Here is a 22681-nt window from a genome sequence, read left to right as displayed (position 1 = left end):
CTAATTCCAAACTCGCGTCACTGTGTAAATATCCCCGAGTTGTTTAATTTTATCTGCAACTTTATAAACTTCATGTACATTTTTTACCATAATACTTAAATTAATAACAGCATTTCTATCGACGTCCGATTTTCCTGCGACTTTTATCAATTGACTTGAAGTACTGTTCACTGCTTGAAGTACCTCATTGAGTAAGCCATTGCGATCATATGCAGTCACTTCTAAATCAACTTGATATTTTTGTGAAGCATCTTTAGATTTCACCCATTCTACATCGATTAAACGTTCATTTTCGTTTTTAATATTCGGGCAATCTGTACGATGAACTTTAATGCCATGACCTTTCGTAATATAGCCGACAATTCGGTCACCAGGAATCGGATTACAGCATTTTGATAATTTAATAAGCACATTATCTAGTCCTTCTACATAGACGCCTGAATCTGTCGTAATCGAATCTTTAATCGGTGCAGCTTTTGTCACTTCTTGCGCTTGATTCAATGCTTTTTGTTTATGTTCAATGCGTAAGCGCTCAGACAGTTTATTTACAATTTGTAGTGCTGTCACACCACCAAATCCAACTGAAGCATATAAATCGTCTTCATTAGCGAAATTGTATTTATCATTCACAATCTTAATATTTTTTTCAGTTAATAACTCTTCTGGTCTAAATCCTTGTTCTTTCAATTCTGCTTCGACCATAAACTTCCCTTTTTCAATATTGGACGAGCGGTCTTGCTTTTTGAAGAAACTTTTTATCTTACTTTTCGCACTTGAAGAACGGACAATTTTTAACCAATCTCGACTTGGGCCATACGAATGTTTACTCGTACGAATTTCAACAATGTCCCCAGTTTGGAGTACATAATCAATCGGTACAATTTTTCCGTTAACTTTGGCACCAATCATTTTATTTCCCACTTCACTATGAATGGCATACGCAAAATCAATAGGTACTGCACCATAAGGTAACTCGATGACATCACTTGCCGGCGTAAAAGCATACACTTTATCACTTTGTAAATCGAACTTCATCGACTCGATAAATTCTTGGGCATCTGAGGACGTATGATCCGTTTCTGCAATATCTTTTAACCAGTTTAACTTTTTATTATAGTTTTCGTTGTCTTTATCAACTTGCTTGCCTTCTTTATAAGCCCAGTGTGCCGCAACACCATGTTCTGCAATTTCGTGCATCTCAAAAGTACGAATTTGAATTTCAAGGGGATCTCCATTAGGGCCTACTACAGTCGTATGCAGAGATTGATACATATTTTGCTTTGGCATCGCAATATAATCTTTAAAACGCCCTGGCATCGGTTTCCATAGAGTATGTACCAGGCCTAAAACAGCATAACAATCTTTAATCGAATGGACGATGACGCGGACAGCAAGTAAATCAAAAATTTGATCGAATTGCTTTTTTTGCTTCATCATTTTGCGATAAATACTATAAATATGTTTCGGACGGCCATTAATATCACCAGCAATATCCATAATATCCATTTCTTTGCGGATATTTTCAATCGCATTTTCAATATACGCCTCACGCTCACTCCGCTTTTTCTTCATGAGATTAACGATTCTGAAATACTGTACATTGTCAATATACCTTAAAGCAATGTCTTCAAGTTCCCATTTAATTGTATTAATCCCTAAACGATGTGCTAATGGCGCATAAATCTCTAACGTCTCTTTAGAAATGCGAATTTGTTTCTCACGTGGCATCGCACGCAATGTTCGCATATTATGTAAACGGTCTGCCAATTTCACTAAAATGACACGCACGTCTTTAGCGATGGCAATAAATAATTTTCTATGATTTTCAGCTTGTTGCTCTTCTTTAGAACGGTACTTCACCTTTTTCAATTTGGTTACGCCATCTACAATCGTTGCAATTTCTACATTAAACATTTCCGCGACATCATCAAAAGTATATGGCGTGTCTTCAATCACATCATGTAAAAAACCAGCAACAATCGTAGGCCCATCAAGATGCATTTCTGTTAGGATACCTGCGACTTGGATGGGGTGCATAATATATGGTAAACCGTTTTTACGAAATTGTCCTTCGTGTGCCTTATAAGCGATATGATAACTTTTAAGCACGTATTCATACTGCTCTTTATCTAAATATTGTTTCGCTTTATGTAAAACTTCGTCAACACTATATGGATATTCGTTATTCATATGGTCACCCCCACGTTATCAATAATAATACTATCATACTACATGATTTGAAATAATTGAACCGAATCATAACGCATTATTCAGAGAAAGTCCGTAATTTATAAAATATCTTTCATTTTCCGTACAGAAAGCCATCAAAATATATCATTTATAACGAAAAAGCCCTGTTTTGTGCCAAGAGTCTGCGAACGATAAAAGGAAAAATGACACCAAAGTTCGATATGAGAAGTGATAAAGAACAACACAATATCATTCAAGTCAAGATACTCGTATATACCTCACATACTTATCCTTTTCTTGATAAATAAAAACAACTCCAGACATCACTGCATGAAGTTGTTTGAACATATTAACAATTATTCGTCATATTTAATTAAGCACATTACATCATAATCTTTAATTTTCTCCATACCATTTAAATACGTAAGCTCAATAATAAATGCAATACCCGCAACGATACCACCTTGTTTTTCAACGAGATTGATCGCCGCTTCGATTGTGCCACCTGTCGCCAATAAATCGTCTGTAATTAAGACACGTTGACCAGGTTTAATCGCATCTGCATGCATCGTTAATACATTACTACCGTACTCTAAATCATATTCATAGCGAATGACTTCACGTGGTAATTTCCCTTCTTTACGTACAGGTGCGAATCCAATCCCCATCGCATAGGCCACTGGACAACCGATAATAAAACCACGAGCTTCTGGTCCAACGACGATATCTACATTTTTTTCTTTCGCAAACTTAACGATTTGATCTGTGGCATATCCGTATGCTTCACCGTTATCCATAATTGTCGTAATATCTTTAAAATTAACCCCTGCTTTTGGCCAATCTTTTACTTCTGATACATATTGTTTTAAGTCCATTAAAATCCTCCTCATTCATTCCGTGCCAATTCATTTTCTATCCAAGACTTAATGGCGCCAAATTCTTCATAAAGTAACTGCTTCTCTACCTCAATCCGCTGTACACGCGCTTGATAAACACGGCTAGAGGTGATGGGTTGTTTATCTGTTGAATGCACAATCTCGATTATACCATTTTTTTGAGAAATGATTCCAAGATCAAGGAAAACTTTTAAAATAAATTTGAGCATCATCGGTTTAACGTTAATAAATTGACTTAAAGCCACCCCGTCTTTTTGTAAATCGGTTTGTCCTTTTTGATACAATGCTTTATAACAATTTTTAAAATCTGCAGGCTGTGGTAATCCTTCAAAATAAATCGAACGGTCATGTTGAAACACTAAATACACTTGAGATGTATTTAAATAATGACAAGATAACTTAATATCCTCCATCGTTAAAGGTAAGTCACGCATCACACATTTGTCATACTGCTGTGGTATGTTTTCACCGTAGTAATATTCATGCGCTGATGTTTTGTCTTGATTCGGATGGATTAAATAACAAACATGTTGATCATCCTCAAATACTGGCAAACGTTTATTTTTACTACGATAATCTAAAATTTGACGTTCATTACTTTTCATATCTGTTAAAACCATTTGTGCCGTACGATTGCCATTCCATTCATTAATCTGAAGTTCGCCTGTGACATCAACATGTTGGTTAGGCATTAACTCACTTGATAACGCACCTTGATTCCAAAATAATGCTTGTAAGTTTTGTTCGACAAAGGTCATCTTTAAGTGCGCTTGTTGTTGTCCAATACCTTTACTTTGTAACACAGTCAGACCGTTAACTTGAATAATCGGTCGTTTAAAATCTGTCCCAAACGGTCGTAAACGCTCAATGGATTGAATTTGTTCCACTGTAATGTGACCAACATCTATAGTGACGTCCACTTTTTGAATCGGTTGTAACGCGGTCGTATCAATGTGCGTGCGCATCCAATCGTTTAATCCTTCACGCAATGCAGAAACTTGGTCGATAGGTAAAGTTAAACCTGCCGCCATATGGTGTCCACCAAATTTTGAAATTAATGTTTGTTGTGATGATAATGCTTCAAACATTGACACTTGCGTAATACTACGAGAAGAACCTTTTGCATGTTGTTGTTCGTGGTCAATATTTAATACCATTGTTGGTAAATGGAAGGTTTCCACAATTCTTGAGGCAACAATTCCCAGGACGCCTTCATGCCAGTCTTCTTTTGCGAGAACTAAAAAGTGTTCGCCTGCTTGGATTGCATCTTCAGCCATGACCATAGCTTCATCAACAATCGTTTGTACAATATCTTTCCGTTCAACATTGAAATGTTCGACTTGCTCAGCTAAAAAGAGTGCTTCTTCTGCATCATCTGTCATGAGCAATTCTGCCGCAAGTGCCGCATCGTCTAACCGTCCTACAGCATTTAACCTCGGTCCAATGATAAAGCCGATCGTTTCTTCAGTCACTGTATCATTAAATTGCGCTTGATTGAGGATAGCCGCAATTGAAACGGGTGGACTTTCATTCAATAATTGCAAACCATGTTGAACAATAAAGCGATTTTCATCTGTTAAAGAAACAAGATCCGCAATGGTACCTATCATGGCATAAACCCAAAATATATTCGGAACATCCCCGAGCAAACTTTGAGCTAATTTCAATGCTACACCGGCACCACACAAGCTAATAAATGGATAGTCATAATCTGGATGCATCGGGTGAACAATCGCATACGCCGCTGGTAATGTATCACCTATTTCATGGTGATCAGTTACAATGACATCCACACCTAAATTTTGAACCATTTCAATTTCTGTATGACCTTGTATGCCATTATCTACCGTAATGATGAGAGAAACCCCTTCATCATACGCATTTTTGAACGCAGGCTCACTCGGGCCGTAGCCTTCAGTAAAACGGTTAGGAATATACCAACCAACAATTGCTCCAAGTTGCTGGAGTGTCTTGACCATAATCGTTGTAGACGTCACACCATCTGCGTCATAATCCCCGTACACTAAAATTTTTTCTTGATTTTGAATCGCTGTATGTATACGTTTGACGGCTTTATCCATGTCACTCATCAAACTTGGATTATGCATATTGTCTTTAGAAGCTGATAGTACTTGTGCGAGTTGTGTTGCCTCAGTATAGCCTTTACTTTCTAAAATATAGCGCATCAAAGGGGTTAATTTATATTGTTCAACCAATACGTCGTCCATCGATTGACGATTTGTATCGGTTTGCCATTGAAATTTAGATTTTATCATATCATTCACCGCCACTTTCTCCACACAGTATTATATCGAAAATTCATCAGAATAAAAAGAACGAGAGGCTAAGACATCTGATCAGTCTTAACCCCTCTTTGTAAAATGTGTGAAATCTATACTAATACTTTTTCTTCATTCGTACGTTTACGTTTATACACGACAAGTTTATGATGAGGTGATTTACGTAATTCGCGTTTCTTCAACATGCCCCATAGTGGTACGGCAATAATGATTGAAGAATATACACCAGACAATAGTCCGATTAATAGCGCGAGTGAGAAGTTGAAAATACTTGACGCACCTAACACGAGTAAGGCGATAACCACGATGACTACTGTCAACACTGTATTAATGGAACGCGTCAATGTTTGGCGAATAGAACTATTAACAATGTAGTCAATTTGGTCCTCTTTCGTAATGACTTTTATTTTCGATAACATCTCACGTACACGGTCAAACGTTACAATCGTATCATTGATCGAATAACCGATAATCGTCAGTACCGCTGCAATAAACGTAATGTCAACCTCTAGTCTGAACAAACTGAAGACCGCAATAATCATAAATGCATCATGTAACAAGGATATGATAGAGGCAATACCCATACGCCATTCGAAACGTAACGAAATGTAAATGATCATGCCGATTGAAGCAATAATTACGGCTAACATCGCATTTTTCGCTAATTCTTGTCCAATGACTGGTGAAACCGTATTGACTGACGGTTCTTTACCATATTGCGATTTCAATGTATCTGTTACTTTTGCGACTTCATCTTTATTCAAGTCACGTTTAAATTGCATTGAAGCATTTTCATTATTGCTACCACCGATAGATAGTTGATTTGGTTTAAGATCAATCGATTCCATCGTTTTTTCAACTTGTGCTTGTGTCAATTTTTGGTTACTTTGTAAGTCAACACGTGTACCTGATGTAAAATCAATCCCTAAATTCAACTTGAATATCGCAAGAATGATGACACCTGCTACAATCACGACGCCACTCAATGCAAATAACGGTTTTGCCCATTTCATGAAATCTACTTTATCATAAGGCGTGCTTAATTCATGCACATCATAACCTTTGTTAATATCATGAATTTGTGATTGTTTAACACCAAACCACCATAATTTTTTCTTAAAGACATTAGAATGTACCACGAGTGATAATAAAACACGTGTTAAAAATACCGCTGTTACGAAACTCATCAGAATCGCAAGTAATAACATCGTCGCGAAACCTTTGACTGAACTTTCACCAAAGAAGAAAAGTACCGCTGCCGCTAATACAGTAGTTAAGTTGGCATCGAGAATTGTAATAAACGAACTTTTATTCGCTTTCTTATACGCTTGCTTTAATGTGCGACCGATACGAATTTCGTCTTTAATCCGTTCGTACATAATGATGTTTGCATCGACGGCCATCCCGACACCAAGAACGAGTGCGGCTAAGCCTGGTAATGTCAGCACACCAGAAATAAAGTTAAATGCAACCATAGTTAAGTAAATGTACGTCGTTAACGTAATCACAGCTACAATACCTGGTAAGCGATAGAATAGTAGCATAAATAAGAAAATAATGCCGATACCAATCATAGATGCATTAATTGTTTTATCTAAAGCATCTTGTCCAAATTGCGCACCTACTGATGTTGAGTAAATTTCTTTTAATTCTACAGGAAGTGAACCTGAATTTAATAAGTCAGCAATTTGTTTCGCTTCAGAAATACCTTTTTCACCTTGGAACCCACCAGAAATTTCAACGTTAGTCGAATTGATCGGTTGGTTTACAGAAGCGGCAGAAATAAATTTAGGATCTTCTTTCGTTTTTTCTTTTTCATAACTGTCGCCTTTTTCGAAATCTAACCAAACGACCATCACATTTTCTTGTTTTTTAGAAATTTCTTCTGTCACTTTTTTAAACTTATCACTGTCTTTTAATTTGAAAGTCACAGCGGGTTGATTCGTATTTTGTTTAAACTCTTGCTTAGCTGAACCTTGCACAAGATCTTTACCTGTTAATAAAACTTTGTCATCTGCATCACGAATCGTTAAGTTCGCTTGTGAAGACAAAATTTTACGCGCTTGGTTTTGGTCTTGTACCCCTGCCAGCTGAACGCGGATTCGGTTTTGATCTTCAACTTGAATTTTAGGTTCTGATACCCCGAGAACATTGACACGACGTTCTAACGTTTTAGCTGTCGATTGTACTGCAGTGTTATCAATTTTTTCACCATCTCCAAGGGGATTAACTTGGTACAACACTTCAAATCCACCTTGAAGGTCAAGTCCTAAGTTAACATTTTTGATTACACTTTTATATGTCGCACTCATGCCCGCAAACAAGAGTACTACAAGTAATATAAAGGTAATCAGTCTACTTACTTTTTTCACATGAACACCTCATTTAATCTTATGTCACAAGCATACTTGAATTATTCCGTTTAGTGCAAGTCATTTTGAGCAACCAATAAAAAAGACATGGTGTTAAGCCATGTCCTTTATTGTATGCAAACTTACGGATACAATCAATGTTTATGAAGGGTCAACTTGCTTAATGGCTTGCTTTTCAAAAGTCAATTCTGTACCTTTACCGTTTACAGTAATAACCGCTGATGTTTCATCTACTGCACGAACTGTACCTTTGATGCCGCCGATTGTAGTCACACGTTGACCTGCTTGTAATTGTTCAACCATTTGGCGATGCTCTTTCGCACGTTTTTGTTGTGGACGAATCATAAATAACCACATCACTACAAACAGTAAGACTAATGGCAATAAACTAATAAGTGAAGACATAAATCATAACTCCTATCTAGAAATTTTTCGGATTATCAACATTCAGACCGTATTGTTCGAAAAATTCCTCTTTAAAATCTAAAAGACGGTCTTCTCGAATAGCCTGTCTAATGTTCTCCATTAATTTTAACAGAAAATGAAGATTATGGTAAGTAGTAAGACGAATACCAAATGTTTCATCTGCTTTAATCAAGTGTCGTAAGTATGCACGCGTATAGTTTTGACACGTATAACAATCACAATTCTCATCTAAAGGACGGAAATCATCTTTAAATTGTGCATTTTTTACGACGAGGCGCCCTGTTGATGTCATACAAGTCCCATTACGTGCGATACGTGTAGGCAACACACAGTCAAACATATCCATACCACGAATACTACATTCAATCAAGGCATCTGGTGAACCCACACCCATTAAATAACGTGGTTTATCTTTCGGCATAAACTGCTCCGTATGTTCTACCATTTCGTACATGACAGGTTTCGGTTCGCCAACTGACAATCCACCAATCGCGTAACCAGGAAAATCAAGTTTCACAAGTTCTTCGGCAGACTGTTGACGTAAATCTTTATATTCACCACCTTGAATAATGCCAAATAGCGCTTGATCTTCAGGACGTTGGTGCGCTGCTAAACAACGCTCCGCCCATCGTGTTGTACGCTCTAATGAGTTTTTCACATAATCGTATTCAGCAGGCATCGGTGGACATTCATCAAATGCCATAATAATATCAGAGCCTAAGTCGTTTTGGATTTTAATAGAATCTTCAGGTGAGAGAAATAATTTCGAACCATTTGTATGATGTCGAAATTCTACACCTTCTTCTGTGATTTTCCGCAAGTTACTTAAACTGAATACTTGGAAGCCGCCTGAATCTGTTAAAATCGGTCCATCCCAGTTCATGAACTTGTGTAATCCTCCAGCTTGTTTCACGATATCATTGCCAGGTTGCAACCATAAATGATACGTATTACCAAGCAAAATTTTAGTGTTCATTTGTTTTAATTCTTCAGGGCTCATTGTTTTCACCGTTGCTTTCGTTCCTACTGGCATAAACATCGGTGTTTCAAAAGAACCATGAGGCGTGTGCACAATTCCTAAACGTGCACCCGATTGTTTACAAGTTTTTATATGCTCATATGTTACTGCAGGCATCATATTCTCCTCTCAAACTAAATAATAATCATCGCGTCACCGAAACTAAAAAATCGATACTTTTCAGCAACTGCATGGTGATACGCTGATAACACAAATTGACGTGAACTAAATGCTGACACAAGCATCACCAATGTTGATTTCGGTAAATGAAAGTTTGTAATTAAACCGTCAATTGCCTTAAATTCAAATCCAGGATAAATAAAAATATTGGTCCAACCACTCGTTGCTTGGAATGTATCAAACTGACTGCGAATCGTTTCAAGTGTACGTGTGGACGTCGTTCCTACCGAAATAATTCGATGTCCTGCCGCTTTCGTTTGATTTAAAATATCGGCAGTTTCTTGTGACATTTGATAATATTCACTATGCATTTCGTGGTCATCAATATGGTCAACACTGACAGGTCTAAATGTGCCTAAACCGACATGCAGTGTAATAAATGCAATTTGAACACCTTGACGTCGGATGTCGTCCAATAAAGCATCTGTAAAATGTAGTCCTGCTGTCGGTGCGGCTGCTGAACCTGCTGCTTTAGCGTAAACCGTCTGATAGCGTTCTTTTTCATCTAAACGTTCTTTAATATATGGCGGTAATGGCATTTCACCGAGTTCATCTAGTCTTTCTTGCAAAATGCCTTCATAACTCAAACGCATGATACGCCCGCCTTGATCCAACTCTTTAATACAAGTTGCTTTAATCTTACCTTCACCAAAGCTTAACGTTTGTCCAAGCTTAATTCGCTTCGCCGGTTTTAAAAGGACTTCCCAATCGTCACCTTCAATTTGTGTCAGCATTAACATTTCTACTTTGGCGTTCGTTTCTTCTTTTATCCCAAACAAACGTGCTGGCATCACGCGCGTGTCATTGAGCACTAACGTATCTCCAGGTTGGAAAAAACGGGTGATATCCTTGAAATGTAAATCCTCAGTCTCGCCTGTGTCGCGGTTCAAATATAATAAACGACTTTGATCTCGCTGTTTAAGCGGAGTTTGAGCGATGAGTGATTCAGGTAATACATAATCAAATTCTTCTATGTTCAAAATAATGACTCCTTCACTTATGGGCTCGTATATTTAAAATGTTCGTACGCATAAGGTGTTGCTTTTCGGCCTCGAGGGGTACGCTCTAAAAACCCTTTCTGAATGAGAAATGGTTCATAAACATCTTCAATCGTCACTCTTTCCTCACCAATTGAGACAGCAATCGTGTCCAAACCAACAGGACCACCTCGATATTGTTCAATAATACAAGCCATCATTTTATGGTCGATATAATCCAATCCTTCATCGTCCACTTGAAGTAATTTCAACGCATGCTTTGTTGTTTCAATATAAATCATATCGTCTTGTTTCACTTGTTGAAAATCACGAATCCGTTTCAACAAGCGATTGGCGATACGTGGCGTCCCTCGGCTTCTTTTCGCAATTTCAAAAGCACTTTCTTCATCAATGGCAGTTCCTAATACTTCTGCTGTTCGTATAATGATTTGTGTTAGTTCTTCTTCAGTATAATATTCAAGCCTTAAATGCACGCCAAAACGATCTCGTAGTGGACTCGTCAAACTACCGGCACGTGTCGTTGCACCAACTAAAGTAAATGGAGGTAAGTCAATACGAATACTTCTTGCTTCGTCGCCTTTACCTACGATGATATCTAAGAAAAAGTCTTCCATTGCTGGGTAAAGCACTTCTTCAACAACGCTACTTAAACGATGAATTTCATCAATAAAGAGCACATCACCGGGTTGCAGAGCTGTTAAAATGGCAGCTAAATCACCTGGTCGTTCAATCGACGGACCGGAAACAGTACGCAAATTGACATCCATTTCATTTGCGATAATGTGTGACAAAGTGGTTTTACCTAAACCAGGTGGGCCAAAAAGTAAGACGTGATCTAATGGCTCCTCACGAATTTTAGCGGCTTGTATAAACACATCAAGGTTTGACTTAATTGTAGACTGACCTATGTATTGTCTTAAACGCTCGGGTCTTAATGACAACTCAAATGTCTGTTCATCTACTTGTTCATGTCCATCCATCATTCGGTCTCGATCCATATCCATCACCTCTTTATGAAATCAATTGTTTTAAGCCATACTTAACAGCTTCATCGACATCACTAAATATTTGTTGCTGCATCGCTTTTTCCACTTTTTTCAGTTCACGTTTAGAGTATCCTAACGCCTCTAACGCAAGTAAAGCTTCTTGTACAGCAAGCTCCTCCTGTTCTGTCGCTATATCTAACAAGCCTTCGCTCACTTCTTCCGTAACAACGACTTTACCTTTTAAATCAAGCACAATTTGACGGGCAGTCTTTTTACCGATACCTGGAAATTGTGTCAAATAGGCATCATTTTCATTTTCAATCGCACGTTTCACTTCATTTGGCGAACTTGCTGCTAAAATGGCTAACGCTGACTTAGGACCTATCCCTGTTACTTTAATCAAACTTAAAAACATATCCTTTTCTTCTTGATCAATAAAACCATAGAGCAATTGCGCATCTTCACGTACAATGAGTGACGTATACACTTTCACCGTTTGATCTAAGTTTTTTTGAAAGCGATAAGAGTTCGGTGTTTGAATTTCATACCCGATACCAGATGTCGTTTCAACAATGATATGCGTTGGATGTAGAGCTGTTAATTTTCCAGAAATATATGCATACATTCAATAGCGCTCCTTACATGTTCATTCCAATAATGTCTACGTTATATACATTTTCCATTTGGCGTAGTTCATTAATGATTTGATATGGTCCCCACTTCGCATTTCGACCGTCTAAAGATAACGTAATTGATGCTTTTTGATCAGTAGGGACACTTTGATGAATCGTTAATACAGAAAGGTTTAATTCGGAAAGTTTTTCGAGAATTTGAGCTAATATACCCACTTTATCTGTCACAAATAAAATAATCGTAAAAACTTCGGTCTGTTGCTGAACATCTTCTAACGGAAATATAGTATCTCTATATTTGTAAAACGCACTACGCGAACAGTCATGCATATCTACAGCTTCTTGAATCGTAAGTGATTGATCCGCTTTTAAAGAGGATTTCACTTGGAGCACACGTTTTACAACATAAGGTAATACATCTTCACGAATAATATAAAATTGATGTTTCATCTACCATCGCAACCTCCACTCTCAATATTATTCGACAAATTCAAATTCTCCACCTAGAATACGTACAATATCTCCATTTTCAGCGCCACGTTCTCTCAATGCATCATCAATACCCATTGAACGCATTTGTCTCGCAAAACGACGAATCGCTGGTTCACTGTTGAAGTCAGTCATTTTAAACATACGTTCAATGGCATTACCACTTACGACATATGCACCACCATCATCACGTGTGATTGTAAACTTATCTTGAGACGGTGTATGTTTATAAAGGACACGGTTGACGCCGACCTCTTCTTCTTTCGCAGAGAAATCAATATCTTTAACTTCTTCAAGTGTATTGGCAATTTCATAGAGCAATTGATCAATATTTTCTCGCGTATAAGACGAAATCGGTACAATGGTTACCGTCTCATCATTAAGTTGTTCTTTAAACATTTCGAGTTGTGCTTCAGCATCTGGCATGTCCATTTTATTCGCAACAACAATTTGTGGACGATCTTCTAAACGTTGCGCATACGCTTTAAGTTCTTGGTTGATAATTTGATAGTCTTCATACGGGTCACGCCCTTCCATGCCACTCATATCAATCACATGCACAATGACTTTCGTACGTTCCACATGTCTTAAAAATTGATGACCTAAGCCTACACCTTCAGAGGCACCTTCAATTAACCCTGGTAAATCGGCCATAATGAAGCTACGTTGGTCACGTGTTTCTACTACACCGAGGTTCGGTTGAATCGTAGTAAAATGATACGCCCCAATTTTAGGTCTCGCTTTAGAAACAATCGATAATAATGTAGATTTACCCACACTTGGAAAACCAACTAAACCGACATCTGCCAACAATTTAAGCTCTAATGTTACGTCAATCTCTTCACCTGGCTCACCATTCTCACTAAAATCAGGCGCAGGGTTTTTAGGTGTCGCGAAACGAGAATTACCACGTCCGCCACGTCCACCTTTAGCAACAACCGCACTTTGACCATGTTCAACGAGATCAGCTAGCGTTTGACCCGTCTCAACATCTTTAATAATCGTTCCAGGTGGTACTTTTAACACGAGATCCTCAGCATTTTTACCATGCATGTTACTACTTTGACCATTGTCACCTTTTTTAGCTTTAAAGTGACGTTGATATCTAAAATCCATTAATGTCCGCAAGCCTTCATCCACTTGAAACACGACTGAAGCCCCACGTCCACCATCACCGCCAGCTGGACCACCAAATGGGACATATTTTTCACGACGGTATGCAGTAATCCCATTACCGCCATCACCAGCTTTTAATGATATTTTTACTTGATCGACAAACATGTTTTCACCTCTTTTACTTTAATTTCTTTAATAATGCTTATCTATCACGTTATATTATATAACGATAAGTTCATTTAATATAAAAAATAAACACCAGAAGTTACCTTCTGGTGTCAAAGATTGACAAATTATTCAGCAACTGCATAAACAGAAACTTGTTTTTTGTCTCGACCTTTACGTTCGAATTTAACAACGCCGTCGATTTTAGCGAATAATGTATCATCGCCACCACGACCTACGTTTTCACCTGGGTAAATCTTAGTTCCACGTTGACGGAATAAGATAGAACCACCAGTAACGAATTGACCGTCAGCACGTTTAGCACCTAAACGTTTAGATTCAGAGTCACGACCGTTTTTAGTAGAACTTACCCCTTTTTTCGATGCGAAAAATTGTAAGTTTAATTTTAGCATGAGTTACACCTCACTTCAGATTTAATTTAATATACTCATTATATTCTTCTTCAATTGTTTGTAAAGAAATAAGTAATGATTGGAGTATTAACTGAGCCTGCTCGTTATTCGTATCCACAGCCCTCACATGAAAATACCCACCATCTTCAGAATAATCAATATCTGGACGTTCAGAAGTTAAGCCAATAATGGCATTCACACTCCCAAAAACAACTGCCGATGCACCTGCACAAACAATATCTTGTCCGTGTTCACCATAATCTGCATGACCATCCATAATGACATCTGTGATTTGACCTTCGTCATTTAACTTAATATCAACATTAATCATAATTATGCATTAATCTTGTCGATTGTTAATTTAGTGTAAGGTTGACGATGGCCTTTTTTACGTTTAGAGTCTTTACGACGACGGTAAGTGAAAACAGTGATTTTCTTACCACGACCTTGTTTGTTAACAGTTGCTGTCACTGTAGCACCTTCAACTGTAGGCGCGCCAACTTTAACGTTGTCTCCACCAACAAATAAAACTTTATCAAAAGTGAAAGTGTCACCTTCATTTACGTCTAATTTCTCAACGAAAATCTCTTGACCTTCTTCTACTTTGATTTGTTTTCCACCTGTTTCAATAATAGCAAACATACTCTGCACCTCCTATTTATAAGTCACGCCATACATAGGTGACATAATGTACTTAAAACCTATGTTTGAGCGGTTGTATGTAGCTACGAACTACTCAACTATTGCATCATACCATTCGTTTTACTTCGTGTCAATAGAACGTTTAGGATTTAAAAAATAGTTTGCAGCAAAGTAAAGGAATATCAGTAAAATCGCATTGAGCAATAATGTCGGCAGTATGCGAAATACGATAAATTGAATGAGATTGAAATCAACTAAGCCGACAACTAAATAAAGCATAACAACAAAAACTTCTAAAAAAACAATACCAATCAACGTCATCACATAGACCATCACATGATCACGGAAAAATACTTTTAAAAACTTATCAGCAAATAGAATGGATACGATATAACCAAATAGGTAGACACCATAAATTTGTCCGAAAAACAAGTCGTGGACGGTACCTAATAATACACCAAGAATTAAAGCGATACTGGTATTTTTATAAACCGTAATCAACACTAAAAATAAAAACACGAGATGGGGTACTAAAATGAAGCGATGCCCCCCTATGATAATCGGTGATAAGAAAGTTAAAACAGTATCTAAATAGAACATGAGTATCGCAACGAGAATATAGTAAATAGATTTCATTATGAGCCGTCACCCTCATCATTAACAATCGTTTTAGGATCTCTCTTTGCAATAAAGACATGGTCAAAATGGTTAATATTCGCACCGGTTTCAATCGCAACTTGTTTAGACAAACCGTATTGATCATTTTGAACTTTTTTCACTTCTCCTATGTAAAGCCCTTTAGGTAACTGATCACCTAAGCCACTCGTCACGACTTTGTCTCCAGCTTTAATCTTTTCATTATTATCAATATCACTAATAATGAGATGATTCGTTTTCTCATCGAAATGATCAATTAAACCAAAAACTTCATGCCCATCATGTTGTACGTTCACAGATAAGCGATTTGTGCGCCCTTTAGTCGTGATTAAATGAATTTGAGATGAAAATTGGTTCACTTTTGCGACGCGGCCGACTAAACCATCTGCTGTCATTACTGCCATATTTTCTTTGATGCCAGATTTTTTCCCTTTATCAATGACAATCGTATTTAACCATTGGTCAGGTTGTCGCGCTATGACAGCTGCAGTAAAGGGTTCATATTTAGAAATATCACTCATATCTAATTCTTTTTTGAGATTTTTATTTTCTGATTTAAGACGTTCATTTTCAGCTTCTAATTGTTTTTCTTTATTCGTTGGCTTTTCAGTCTTATGAAAAATATCCGAGATTGACCCAGCAATAAAATGAATTGGATAGGAGAAGACCCTCTGTCCAAAAGAAGTGGTATCACTAACATACTGTTCAGGAACTGATTGTGCGTGCGAACGAATTGATAATCCAATTAAAGCGATAAATAGTATTAATGCACAAAACAACACAACGAGTTTGTTGTTTTTAAAAAAATTGGACAACCTCAACACCTCAAACTATATTTCAATGTATGTACTGTTATCATTTTATATTACTCTGGAAAGTAAATAAAGTCCCATGCTGTACAATATTGATAAATATCTGTATGAACATGATTATCTCGTAACAATTGACACGGATGATAATAAAATTAAAACGAGATAGAAATAGCTATTACACCTTAAGCCTTCTATCCCGCTTCAATCTAACTCCTATGATGATTCTTCCGATTGTTGTGCATGAGATTTTTCTTCATCTTCTTTATACAACGTTTCATCTTTACGCCATTTCGCAAATAAGTTTTGAGCTTTTAACTGCTCATTGCTTTGTTGCGCTTGATGGTTGTCAGACATCGCAAAATCACCTCTCAAAAATTTGTCTCATCCATAGCCTAACTTATCAAAAGCGTTATCTCAAGCTGCACACCTCAATATCTGATTAATCATCGTCAGCTTGTTGGTACGCACTTAGAGGCTTCATTTGAATGGATGCACCAAGTTGATTAAGGTCATAATAAAGATCATGCTCTGTTGTATAGACACGCATCGCATCATCACCAAAACGATATAAAATAAACTGTGTATCGCGTTCTGCAATTAAAAATTCTTGATCATATCCCATACGTGTCATTTCATTGACTTGCATAAATTCATATTTATCAATCCAGTTAAATACATTCCTCATCTGACTTTTAGGTATATTTCTAAAAATGTCGTTTTCACTTTGAATATAGCGCCGTCCATTTAATGGTACGAGATACCCTTCATCATCAGTCACTTGGTACACTTCTTCATTTCCAACAGGATTCCATGGTTCATTTTTGAAATTCGGTACAAACTTTAATACAGCAAAAACGAGGGCGATGAGTAATACAATCATCATAAATAATTTAACAAGACTTTTAATTATCCGCATGAATGCCCTCCTTAAAATTATCTCTCATCAACACTACTCCCATCATTATACGTTATATTATAATAAATAAGATATTTAAAGACATCCATCCGAAGCATGATAAATATAACTTTAGAATGATGTGTTTGTTTCATAAAAATACTACAATATCAATGAAGGAGTGACATGAATGAACATTATCGCATTATTTATAATGATTTTACTTGCCGTAGTTCTTTTTAGAATCAGTGTTTCAATCATTGGCTTTTTAATTAGACTCGGCTTGATGATACTAGTTGTCTATCTTGGCTATCAATTGTTCTTATGGTTTGTGAGCTATATTTGATGACGAGAAGATAACGCTTCATAAAGGGGATTGGGGCATGAATATTTAAAAAATGAGTCGTATTGATTTGCGATTTGAATTTCATAATTGGCATTAGATGGCTCCCATTTTAGGAGAAAATCTCTCAGGCGTTTCAACACTTTGAGCGCTTCAATATCAAAAAAAACGGAAATCATTAAGAACGACTATTTAATGATGAAGCAATGCTAAAATTTTCATACCCCGCCCCTTTCTATTTTTACGCTTCATTTGTTTCACTCATAATCGAAACATACGATTCTTCCCCAATCACAATATGATCAAGTAACTCAATCCCCATTGCCTCTCCACATGCAACCAACCGTTTTGTCGTTTCAATGTCCGCTTCTGATGGTGATGCGTCTTATCAAGAGTAAATTACAAAAGAATCATTTAAATCAATACTTTCACTTTGAATACATGTATTTGAAGTGAAAGGTAATTATTTCAAAAATAGTAAAACCTGTATCTTAAATTACTTAATAGTAACATAAGATACAGCTGATTTTTATTCATTGTTATTTAACTAAAGCACCCGTTAGCACAACAATTTTTTCTAGTCATTCATATAATGTAACAATTTTTCAAAAAAGTCATTGCTAACGGTTAACTGATACTGTTTTTCAACGAGATTTCGAAGTTCCATAACGAGAAGCAAAGAATTCTTATAGGCTTCATATAGTTCTAATTCATTTAAGCGAGCAGTAGTCTTTTTAAACTTTTCATAGTTTTCAGGACTAATTTCTTTTTCAAGATTCTTTGTCATATTAAACCAATTATCGGCATTTTCTTCCGCTATTCGAATGAGTTGTAGTGTATTTTTTTGTAATTGAGATAAAAGTTCCAATGAACGTGCATTTTCCCCTCTTTTAAGAACATTAATCCCCATTAACCATAGGTTGGAAAAGTTATTCAGTAAAAAATTTACGTTTTCTTCTGTAAGTCTATTTGGACCAGGACCTTCTAACTCTGATAAGTACAATTCTAGTTGTCCTGTTTCATCATAAATAAACATTGCTTTTGTGTCAGGAATGTAGCCTGATTCTTTGAATGAGGGAATAATTTTCATTTCGTTTTCGGAAAGGAAATGAAATTCACCACGTATTAGATTTTCAAAAATTACTACTTCCGTACCGTACTCATTTTGATAGAGTAAATGGTAGGAAGCGACTTCATTTAACCACTTTGCTGAATCAAAGGTGGAAATTGTATCATCTTTCAGAAAAACATAATATTCTATATCAGAGTATTGATCTCCCTCTCCTTTTGTAAAAGAGCCATACATCATACAAGCAGATATTCGTTCATCTGACTGGACAAGTTCCTTAACCCTTGCCATTAGTTCTTTTTGTTTTAACAATTCGATTCCTTCTTTCTTTATTTTGATTCTGGGAGAATAATAAAAAATCCTCCCATGTAATGTTGGAAGGATTAGTCATGTCACTTTTTACGATACTCAAATAAAACTAAGTAGCCTTTTTAGCTATTCAGTCTTACATTTATTTAGTGTATGGAAAAATGGGCAAACTAATCCTAAGTTTTTAAACTGAAATATACTATTTCAATTGTTAAAAATTAGATTAGTTCTTCATTGTCCACCCATCTCTCCTTTCAATTAATAGTATATTAACTTTAACACTTCAAAGTTCAAAGTACAAGTTGTTGTGAAGAAATACACTTAAACTATCCTGCTCCGTTAGTTTAAGTGCATCCTTTCACAATCTGTCTACAGATTAATAATTAAAACTACTCTTTATTATACAGATCTCCATATAATTTTTGAATTTGGTTCTGTAATTTTTTATTTTCTTTTTCTAATTCCATAACTCTTCTTTTTAAGGTTTTAATAAGGATTTCCTCCGAACGAGAACTTTTCTTGGGTTTTGAGACTACATTTGATGTTATTTGACGCTCACGAAGGGATTCGATTCTTTGCCTAATATCGTGTTCCTTATAAAGCCATGATTTAGAAACATTAGCTTCCTTTGCTATTGAATTAAAATTAATAGCTTTACCTTCAATCGAAAATTTAGAAATCGCCTTGTCTACTTTTTCCCTTGTCTTTTGTGATTTCTGCTTCGCCAAACGTACAATTTCTGTTGTATTTCTAACTTGTTTATCCATTGATAATTACCCCGTCAAACTTCCAATGATTTGTTCTAAACGCTCTTTAACACGGCTATTAGTCTCTATTTGTCTTTGCCATTGTTTATCCTTTGCTATGGTTAATAACTCTTCTGTACGCTCTAACTGTTCTTCGTGCTGTGGTAAGAATTGCTTACTGGTACAGAAGTGAGTCCAATCTAAGCATGCATTCGCATGTGGACAACCACCTGCTATTACTGGCAATCTACAATAACCATTTGGAAGCACTTGTGCATTTATATTTTTCTTGAACCATTGAAGCTCTACATCATCGACTTCACTATCATCATCTAGATCGAGCACATCTCCATTATTGGTAACCAGTTTTTCTTGAAATTTAGTAAATTCATTTTTTAGAGTTTCATCAAAGATATGAGCGTATCTGCTTGTCATTTCTGGGCTTTCATGCCCCAAAAACTTCTGCACAATATGCTGGGGCACCCCGTTGTTAATCATTCTTGTTCCTACTGTATGGCGAAAGGCATGGGCATGGAATCTATAAATCTCACCTGATTTATCTACTATATTTTGCTCATAAGCTAATTTATTTAACTCGCCTCTAAATGTTTCTTGTTTTAATGGCGATCCATCTTTTCTTGGAAAGAGGTATTCACTATCTGGAAATTCCTCTGATACTTTATCTTCCCGAACTTTAATAAGTAAAGCTACCTCTTTAGATATTGGAACTATATGCTCCTTTTTCATTTTCCATTGATAATACTTTAAAAAGTAATCTCCATCTTTGTCCTCTAATAGACAGCCTTTTTTCAAGGTGCACAATTCACTTATCCTCATTCCACATTCTTGAACAATCATAGTCATTGTAGCTATATATTCGGGTAATTTATCAAGATGACTGTTCAATTGCTCTAGAACGAATTCGTCTATAAATCGAGGTTTTGCTCTTGGTATTTTCGGATAGTCCTCGGGATAAATCAATATTTTGGAAGGAACATCATCCCATTCTAGCCTATGAAGGGTACTAAATAGTCCTTCCAATATAGAGATCCTCCCAGTTATTGTACTAGGTTTTATCCCCATCATGTTTAGTTCACTTAAATATGCTTCAATTTCCACTCTTGTTAATTGGTGTACTCTCTGAACGTGTTTAAACTTCTTATCCAGAAAATTAAAGAACTCTTTAAGTTTTTGGGCAATATCACTTACATAGGAAAAGCTATCCATGTTCAATCTTAACTTACAATATCTTTTTACAAGCTGTTTAAAATATGTATTCCGAAACCCTTTAAAGTTAATTGTATATTCATATTGTGTTGGGTTAACCTTATCATCTGGCAAAGGTAAGTTTCGTCTATCCCAAACGTCTTTATCCCACTCCTCTCCATCAAAATAAAAGTCCTCATAAAACTCCATAAATTGTTTTAGATTAGTAACATAGTAAGAATTAGCTTTTACAGGCGTTTTTTCTTGATTAGCAGTAATCTTATAATTAGTAGTGGTAATTCTAACACCCTGTTTTGTCAAATATGTTCTATACTCCGTCACTGCTTTTTCAATAGGAACTTCAGTAATTGAAGTAATGCTGGGATACTTTAAATCTAAAAAATCTAACATTTTATTAATTACTGTTCCTTTTCTAATCCAGACAGTTTTTGCATTCCATATTCCATTGTTTAAATGGTAAAAATAAAAATATTTCAATTCTGTTCTTAACCACAGATTTTTAACACGTTCAAAACGAACCCAACGATTTCTTAAAGCAGGATTCTTACTTAATTCTATGGCAGAAGGATGTGGACATTTTCTTATATCCCAACTATTATTAGCCCAAAACCCTTGCATTTCTTCATTCATTACAGCTATTTTTTTGCTGATCTCACTCTGACTGATAATTTTACTTTTACTAGAAGCATTCATTTCTTATGCTCCTTTCTCTCAAGGTATTTATTAAACTCATTTTTCATATCCTGATCTGAAAGATGAACATAGGTATTTAACGTTGTCTGAACATGTGCGTGACCTAATCTCTTTTGAACGAACGCAACATCCCATCCTTCCCTAATTAGCTGCGTTGCGTGAGTGTGGCGAAGCATATGCGATGTAAATTCTATTCCAGTCCTTTTAACTATTCTTCTAACTAGATCAAGAACACTTTGGTACTTTAGTGGTTTCCCAAAATAGCCTTCTTTTAAGGAAATAAAAACATAATCATGCTCCAATTCCTCACTATACTCATATACCAAGTAATCTGTATAAAGTGACATCAGTTCTTTACTCACATGTATTGTTCTTTCCTTCCTTAATTTAATATAAGCTTCATTAACATTAACATCTCTAGGTGTTAAATGGATTTGATTGTCCCAAGTGGCAATATCTTCAAGCCTAAGCGATAACACTTCACCGATTCTTAAACCACCCTCATACATAAGCATTAAAATTAATTTATCTCTTTTCGTATGACAAGCATCAATAATTTGCTTAACTTCCTCTGATGTCAATGTTCTTATCTGTTTCTTTTTAACCCTTAACTTTAAGACATTCTTTTGGTATCTACCCTTATTAACATGATGTAAAAATCCTTTGAAATTTCTTCCCTTTGCTTGTTTAAATACATCAATTGATTTAAATTCTCCTAATCTACTTAAATAATCAAGAAAACTCATAACGGCATTTAAAATTGTATTCACTGTCGTTTCTTCTCTTATGGCTTTTTTTGACTGAAGATCAATTACATTTGTTGCTGTTGGATATCTCAACCAACCTACGAAGTCTGCTAACAACTCAAAGTTAATATCATTAAGAATAACGCCTCTCTGTTCCATGAACTCATACAGCAACTTTAAATGATAGCAGTATGCTTTAATGGTATTTGGAGACTTACCTGTGTTATCTAAGTATTTAATAAATTTCATTACTGGTTCAATTAGCTGGTATTCTTTATCTAGTAATAAATACAATGGATACGGCTTATTCTCCACTTCTATCCTTTGAACCCTCACACGCTCCCCCCTCTTTAAACACTTT

At 36.1% G+C, this 22681-nt stretch carries 24 protein-coding genes and 1 other annotated feature; of the genes, 1 reads left to right on the top strand and 23 read right to left on the bottom strand.

Annotated features, from left to right (window positions below):
• The 18 genes from P3U61_RS05640 to P3U61_RS05555 form a co-directional block, all read right to left on the bottom strand.
• Positions 1-2190 (bottom strand): RelA/SpoT family protein, encoded by a 2190-nt coding sequence (locus P3U61_RS05640; RefSeq protein WP_014613727.1) that lies wholly within the window; start codon positions 2188-2190, stop codon positions 1-3.
• A gap of 356 nt (positions 2191-2546) precedes the next feature.
• Positions 2547-3065, bottom strand: coding sequence for an adenine phosphoribosyltransferase (locus tag P3U61_RS05635; protein WP_014613726.1), 519 nt, complete (start codon positions 3063-3065; stop codon positions 2547-2549).
• An 11-nt stretch (positions 3066-3076) separates the two neighbouring features.
• Complete coding sequence (gene recJ / locus P3U61_RS05630) at positions 3077-5362, bottom strand: single-stranded-DNA-specific exonuclease RecJ (RefSeq protein ID WP_037544195.1); 2286 nt, start codon at positions 5360-5362, stop codon at positions 3077-3079.
• Positions 5363-5478: 116 nt separating this feature from the next.
• Entirely contained in the window at positions 5479-7758 is a 2280-nt protein-coding gene (gene secDF / locus P3U61_RS05625) for a protein translocase subunit SecDF (protein WP_014613724.1), read from the bottom strand.
• 141 nt (positions 7759-7899) lie between these two features.
• Positions 7900-8163, bottom strand: coding sequence for a preprotein translocase subunit YajC (gene yajC / locus P3U61_RS05620; protein ID WP_014613723.1), 264 nt, complete (start codon positions 8161-8163; stop codon positions 7900-7902).
• A gap of 16 nt (positions 8164-8179) precedes the next feature.
• Positions 8180-9319: a tRNA guanosine(34) transglycosylase Tgt gene (gene tgt, locus P3U61_RS05615; RefSeq protein WP_014613722.1), complete on the bottom strand. Its 1140-nt coding sequence runs from the start codon at positions 9317-9319 to the stop codon at positions 8180-8182.
• A 17-nt stretch (positions 9320-9336) separates the two neighbouring features.
• On the bottom strand, positions 9337-10362 hold the full coding sequence (gene queA / locus P3U61_RS05610) for a tRNA preQ1(34) S-adenosylmethionine ribosyltransferase-isomerase QueA (RefSeq protein ID WP_037542836.1): 1026 nt from the start codon (positions 10360-10362) through the stop codon (positions 9337-9339).
• A gap of 17 nt (positions 10363-10379) precedes the next feature.
• A complete protein-coding gene (gene ruvB, locus P3U61_RS05605) occupies positions 10380-11378 on the bottom strand; it encodes a Holliday junction branch migration DNA helicase RuvB (protein WP_020219741.1) in 999 nt (332 codons plus the stop codon).
• A gap of 13 nt (positions 11379-11391) precedes the next feature.
• Positions 11392-11991 carry a Holliday junction branch migration protein RuvA gene (gene ruvA, locus P3U61_RS05600; RefSeq protein WP_065354185.1) on the bottom strand — a complete coding sequence of 200 codons (600 nt, stop codon included), beginning with the start codon at positions 11989-11991 and terminating at the stop codon, positions 11392-11394.
• Positions 11992-12004: 13 nt separating this feature from the next.
• The gene (locus P3U61_RS05595; RefSeq protein WP_014613718.1) at positions 12005-12448 is read right to left on the bottom strand and encodes an ACT domain-containing protein; all 444 of its coding nucleotides are present in this window, start codon (positions 12446-12448) and stop codon (positions 12005-12007) included.
• Between the two features lie 27 nt (positions 12449-12475).
• A complete protein-coding gene (gene obgE, locus P3U61_RS05590; protein WP_310464137.1) occupies positions 12476-13768 on the bottom strand; it encodes a GTPase ObgE in 1293 nt (430 codons plus the stop codon).
• A gap of 128 nt (positions 13769-13896) precedes the next feature.
• Positions 13897-14181: a 50S ribosomal protein L27 gene (gene rpmA / locus P3U61_RS05585; RefSeq protein ID WP_014613716.1), complete on the bottom strand. Its 285-nt coding sequence runs from the start codon at positions 14179-14181 to the stop codon at positions 13897-13899.
• Between the two features lie 10 nt (positions 14182-14191).
• The gene (locus P3U61_RS05580; RefSeq protein ID WP_014613715.1) at positions 14192-14512 is read right to left on the bottom strand and encodes a ribosomal-processing cysteine protease Prp; all 321 of its coding nucleotides are present in this window, start codon (positions 14510-14512) and stop codon (positions 14192-14194) included.
• 2 nt (positions 14513-14514) lie between these two features.
• Positions 14515-14823 (bottom strand): 50S ribosomal protein L21, encoded by a 309-nt coding sequence (gene rplU / locus P3U61_RS05575; protein ID WP_014613714.1) that lies wholly within the window; start codon positions 14821-14823, stop codon positions 14515-14517.
• A gap of 11 nt (positions 14824-14834) precedes the next feature.
• Positions 14835-14908: a sequence feature (ribosomal protein L21 leader region), on the bottom strand.
• 35 nt (positions 14909-14943) lie between these two features.
• On the bottom strand, positions 14944-15459 hold the full coding sequence (gene mreD / locus P3U61_RS05570; protein WP_015729271.1) for a rod shape-determining protein MreD: 516 nt from the start codon (positions 15457-15459) through the stop codon (positions 14944-14946).
• Positions 15459-16295 carry a rod shape-determining protein MreC gene (gene mreC, locus P3U61_RS05565; protein ID WP_100006543.1) on the bottom strand — a complete coding sequence of 279 codons (837 nt, stop codon included), beginning with the start codon at positions 16293-16295 and terminating at the stop codon, positions 15459-15461. The genes mreD and mreC overlap by 1 nt, the downstream gene beginning before the upstream one ends.
• A gap of 210 nt (positions 16296-16505) precedes the next feature.
• Positions 16506-16646 carry a hypothetical protein gene (locus P3U61_RS05560; RefSeq protein WP_015729273.1) on the bottom strand — a complete coding sequence of 47 codons (141 nt, stop codon included), beginning with the start codon at positions 16644-16646 and terminating at the stop codon, positions 16506-16508.
• Between the two features lie 85 nt (positions 16647-16731).
• Entirely contained in the window at positions 16732-17208 is a 477-nt protein-coding gene (locus P3U61_RS05555; protein ID WP_020219739.1) for a DUF4930 family protein, read from the bottom strand.
• Between the two features lie 169 nt (positions 17209-17377).
• On the opposite strand from P3U61_RS05555, the gene P3U61_RS05550 reads away from it, so the two are divergent.
• The gene (locus tag P3U61_RS05550) at positions 17378-17533 is read left to right on the top strand and encodes a hypothetical protein (protein ID WP_015729275.1); all 156 of its coding nucleotides are present in this window, start codon (positions 17378-17380) and stop codon (positions 17531-17533) included.
• A 238-nt stretch (positions 17534-17771) separates the two neighbouring features.
• Here P3U61_RS05550 and P3U61_RS05545 read toward each other — a convergent pair whose 3' ends face one another.
• The 5 genes from P3U61_RS05545 to P3U61_RS05525 form a co-directional block, all read right to left on the bottom strand.
• Positions 17772-17873 (bottom strand): JAB domain-containing protein, encoded by a 102-nt coding sequence (locus P3U61_RS05545; protein ID WP_341473545.1) that lies wholly within the window; start codon positions 17871-17873, stop codon positions 17772-17774.
• A gap of 234 nt (positions 17874-18107) precedes the next feature.
• Positions 18108-18911, bottom strand: a complete 804-nt coding sequence (lnu(G), locus tag P3U61_RS05540; RefSeq protein ID WP_175286936.1) for a lincosamide nucleotidyltransferase Lnu(G) — start codon at positions 18909-18911, stop codon at positions 18108-18110.
• 386 nt (positions 18912-19297) lie between these two features.
• Entirely contained in the window at positions 19298-19675 is a 378-nt protein-coding gene (locus tag P3U61_RS05535; RefSeq protein ID WP_020977319.1) for a DUF6262 family protein, read from the bottom strand.
• 6 nt (positions 19676-19681) lie between these two features.
• Entirely contained in the window at positions 19682-21574 is a 1893-nt protein-coding gene (locus P3U61_RS05530) for a site-specific integrase (RefSeq protein WP_323695722.1), read from the bottom strand.
• The gene (locus tag P3U61_RS05525) at positions 21571-22656 is read right to left on the bottom strand and encodes a phage lytic cycle repressor MrpR family protein (protein ID WP_175286933.1); all 1086 of its coding nucleotides are present in this window, start codon (positions 22654-22656) and stop codon (positions 21571-21573) included. Before P3U61_RS05525 ends, P3U61_RS05530 begins: the two co-directional genes overlap by 4 nt.
• Positions 22657-22681 lie beyond the last annotated feature (25 nt).

The organism is Staphylococcus pseudintermedius (assembly GCF_034042775.1).
Taxonomy (GTDB): domain Bacteria; phylum Bacillota; class Bacilli; order Staphylococcales; family Staphylococcaceae; genus Staphylococcus; species Staphylococcus pseudintermedius.
Note: the sequence above shows the minus strand (reverse complement) of the source record. Positions and strands in the feature narration are given on the sequence as shown.

Coding starts and splice junctions, on each gene's coding strand:
- P3U61_RS05530 (WP_323695722.1), bottom strand. CDS start 21,574: ATGAATGCTTCTAGTAAAAGTAAAATTATCAGTCAGAGTGAGATCAGC.
- P3U61_RS05635 (WP_014613726.1), bottom strand. CDS start 3,065: ATGGACTTAAAACAATATGTATCAGAAGTAAAAGATTGGCCAAAAGCA.
- P3U61_RS05640 (WP_014613727.1), bottom strand. CDS start 2,190: ATGAATAACGAATATCCATATAGTGTTGACGAAGTTTTACATAAAGCG.
- ruvA (WP_065354185.1), bottom strand. CDS start 11,991: ATGTATGCATATATTTCTGGAAAATTAACAGCTCTACATCCAACGCAT.
- P3U61_RS05580 (WP_014613715.1), bottom strand. CDS start 14,512: ATGATTAATGTTGATATTAAGTTAAATGACGAAGGTCAAATCACAGAT.
- P3U61_RS05560 (WP_015729273.1), bottom strand. CDS start 16,646: ATGTCTGACAACCATCAAGCGCAACAAAGCAATGAGCAGTTAAAAGCT.
- yajC (WP_014613723.1), bottom strand. CDS start 8,163: ATGTCTTCACTTATTAGTTTATTGCCATTAGTCTTACTGTTTGTAGTG.
- P3U61_RS05595 (WP_014613718.1), bottom strand. CDS start 12,448: ATGAAACATCAATTTTATATTATTCGTGAAGATGTATTACCTTATGTT.
- rpmA (WP_014613716.1), bottom strand. CDS start 14,181: ATGCTAAAATTAAACTTACAATTTTTCGCATCGAAAAAAGGGGTAAGT.
- tgt (WP_014613722.1), bottom strand. CDS start 9,319: ATGCCTGCAGTAACATATGAGCATATAAAAACTTGTAAACAATCGGGT.
- recJ (WP_037544195.1), bottom strand. CDS start 5,362: ATGATAAAATCTAAATTTCAATGGCAAACCGATACAAATCGTCAATCG.
- P3U61_RS05535 (WP_020977319.1), bottom strand. CDS start 19,675: ATGGATAAACAAGTTAGAAATACAACAGAAATTGTACGTTTGGCGAAG.
- P3U61_RS05555 (WP_020219739.1), bottom strand. CDS start 17,208: ATGCGGATAATTAAAAGTCTTGTTAAATTATTTATGATGATTGTATTA.
- P3U61_RS05550 (WP_015729275.1), top strand. CDS start 17,378: ATGAACATTATCGCATTATTTATAATGATTTTACTTGCCGTAGTTCTT.
- obgE (WP_310464137.1), bottom strand. CDS start 13,768: ATGTTTGTCGATCAAGTAAAAATATCATTAAAAGCTGGTGATGGCGGT.
- ruvB (WP_020219741.1), bottom strand. CDS start 11,378: ATGGATCGAGACCGAATGATGGATGGACATGAACAAGTAGATGAACAG.
- rplU (WP_014613714.1), bottom strand. CDS start 14,823: ATGTTTGCTATTATTGAAACAGGTGGAAAACAAATCAAAGTAGAAGAA.
- mreD (WP_015729271.1), bottom strand. CDS start 15,459: ATGAAATCTATTTACTATATTCTCGTTGCGATACTCATGTTCTATTTA.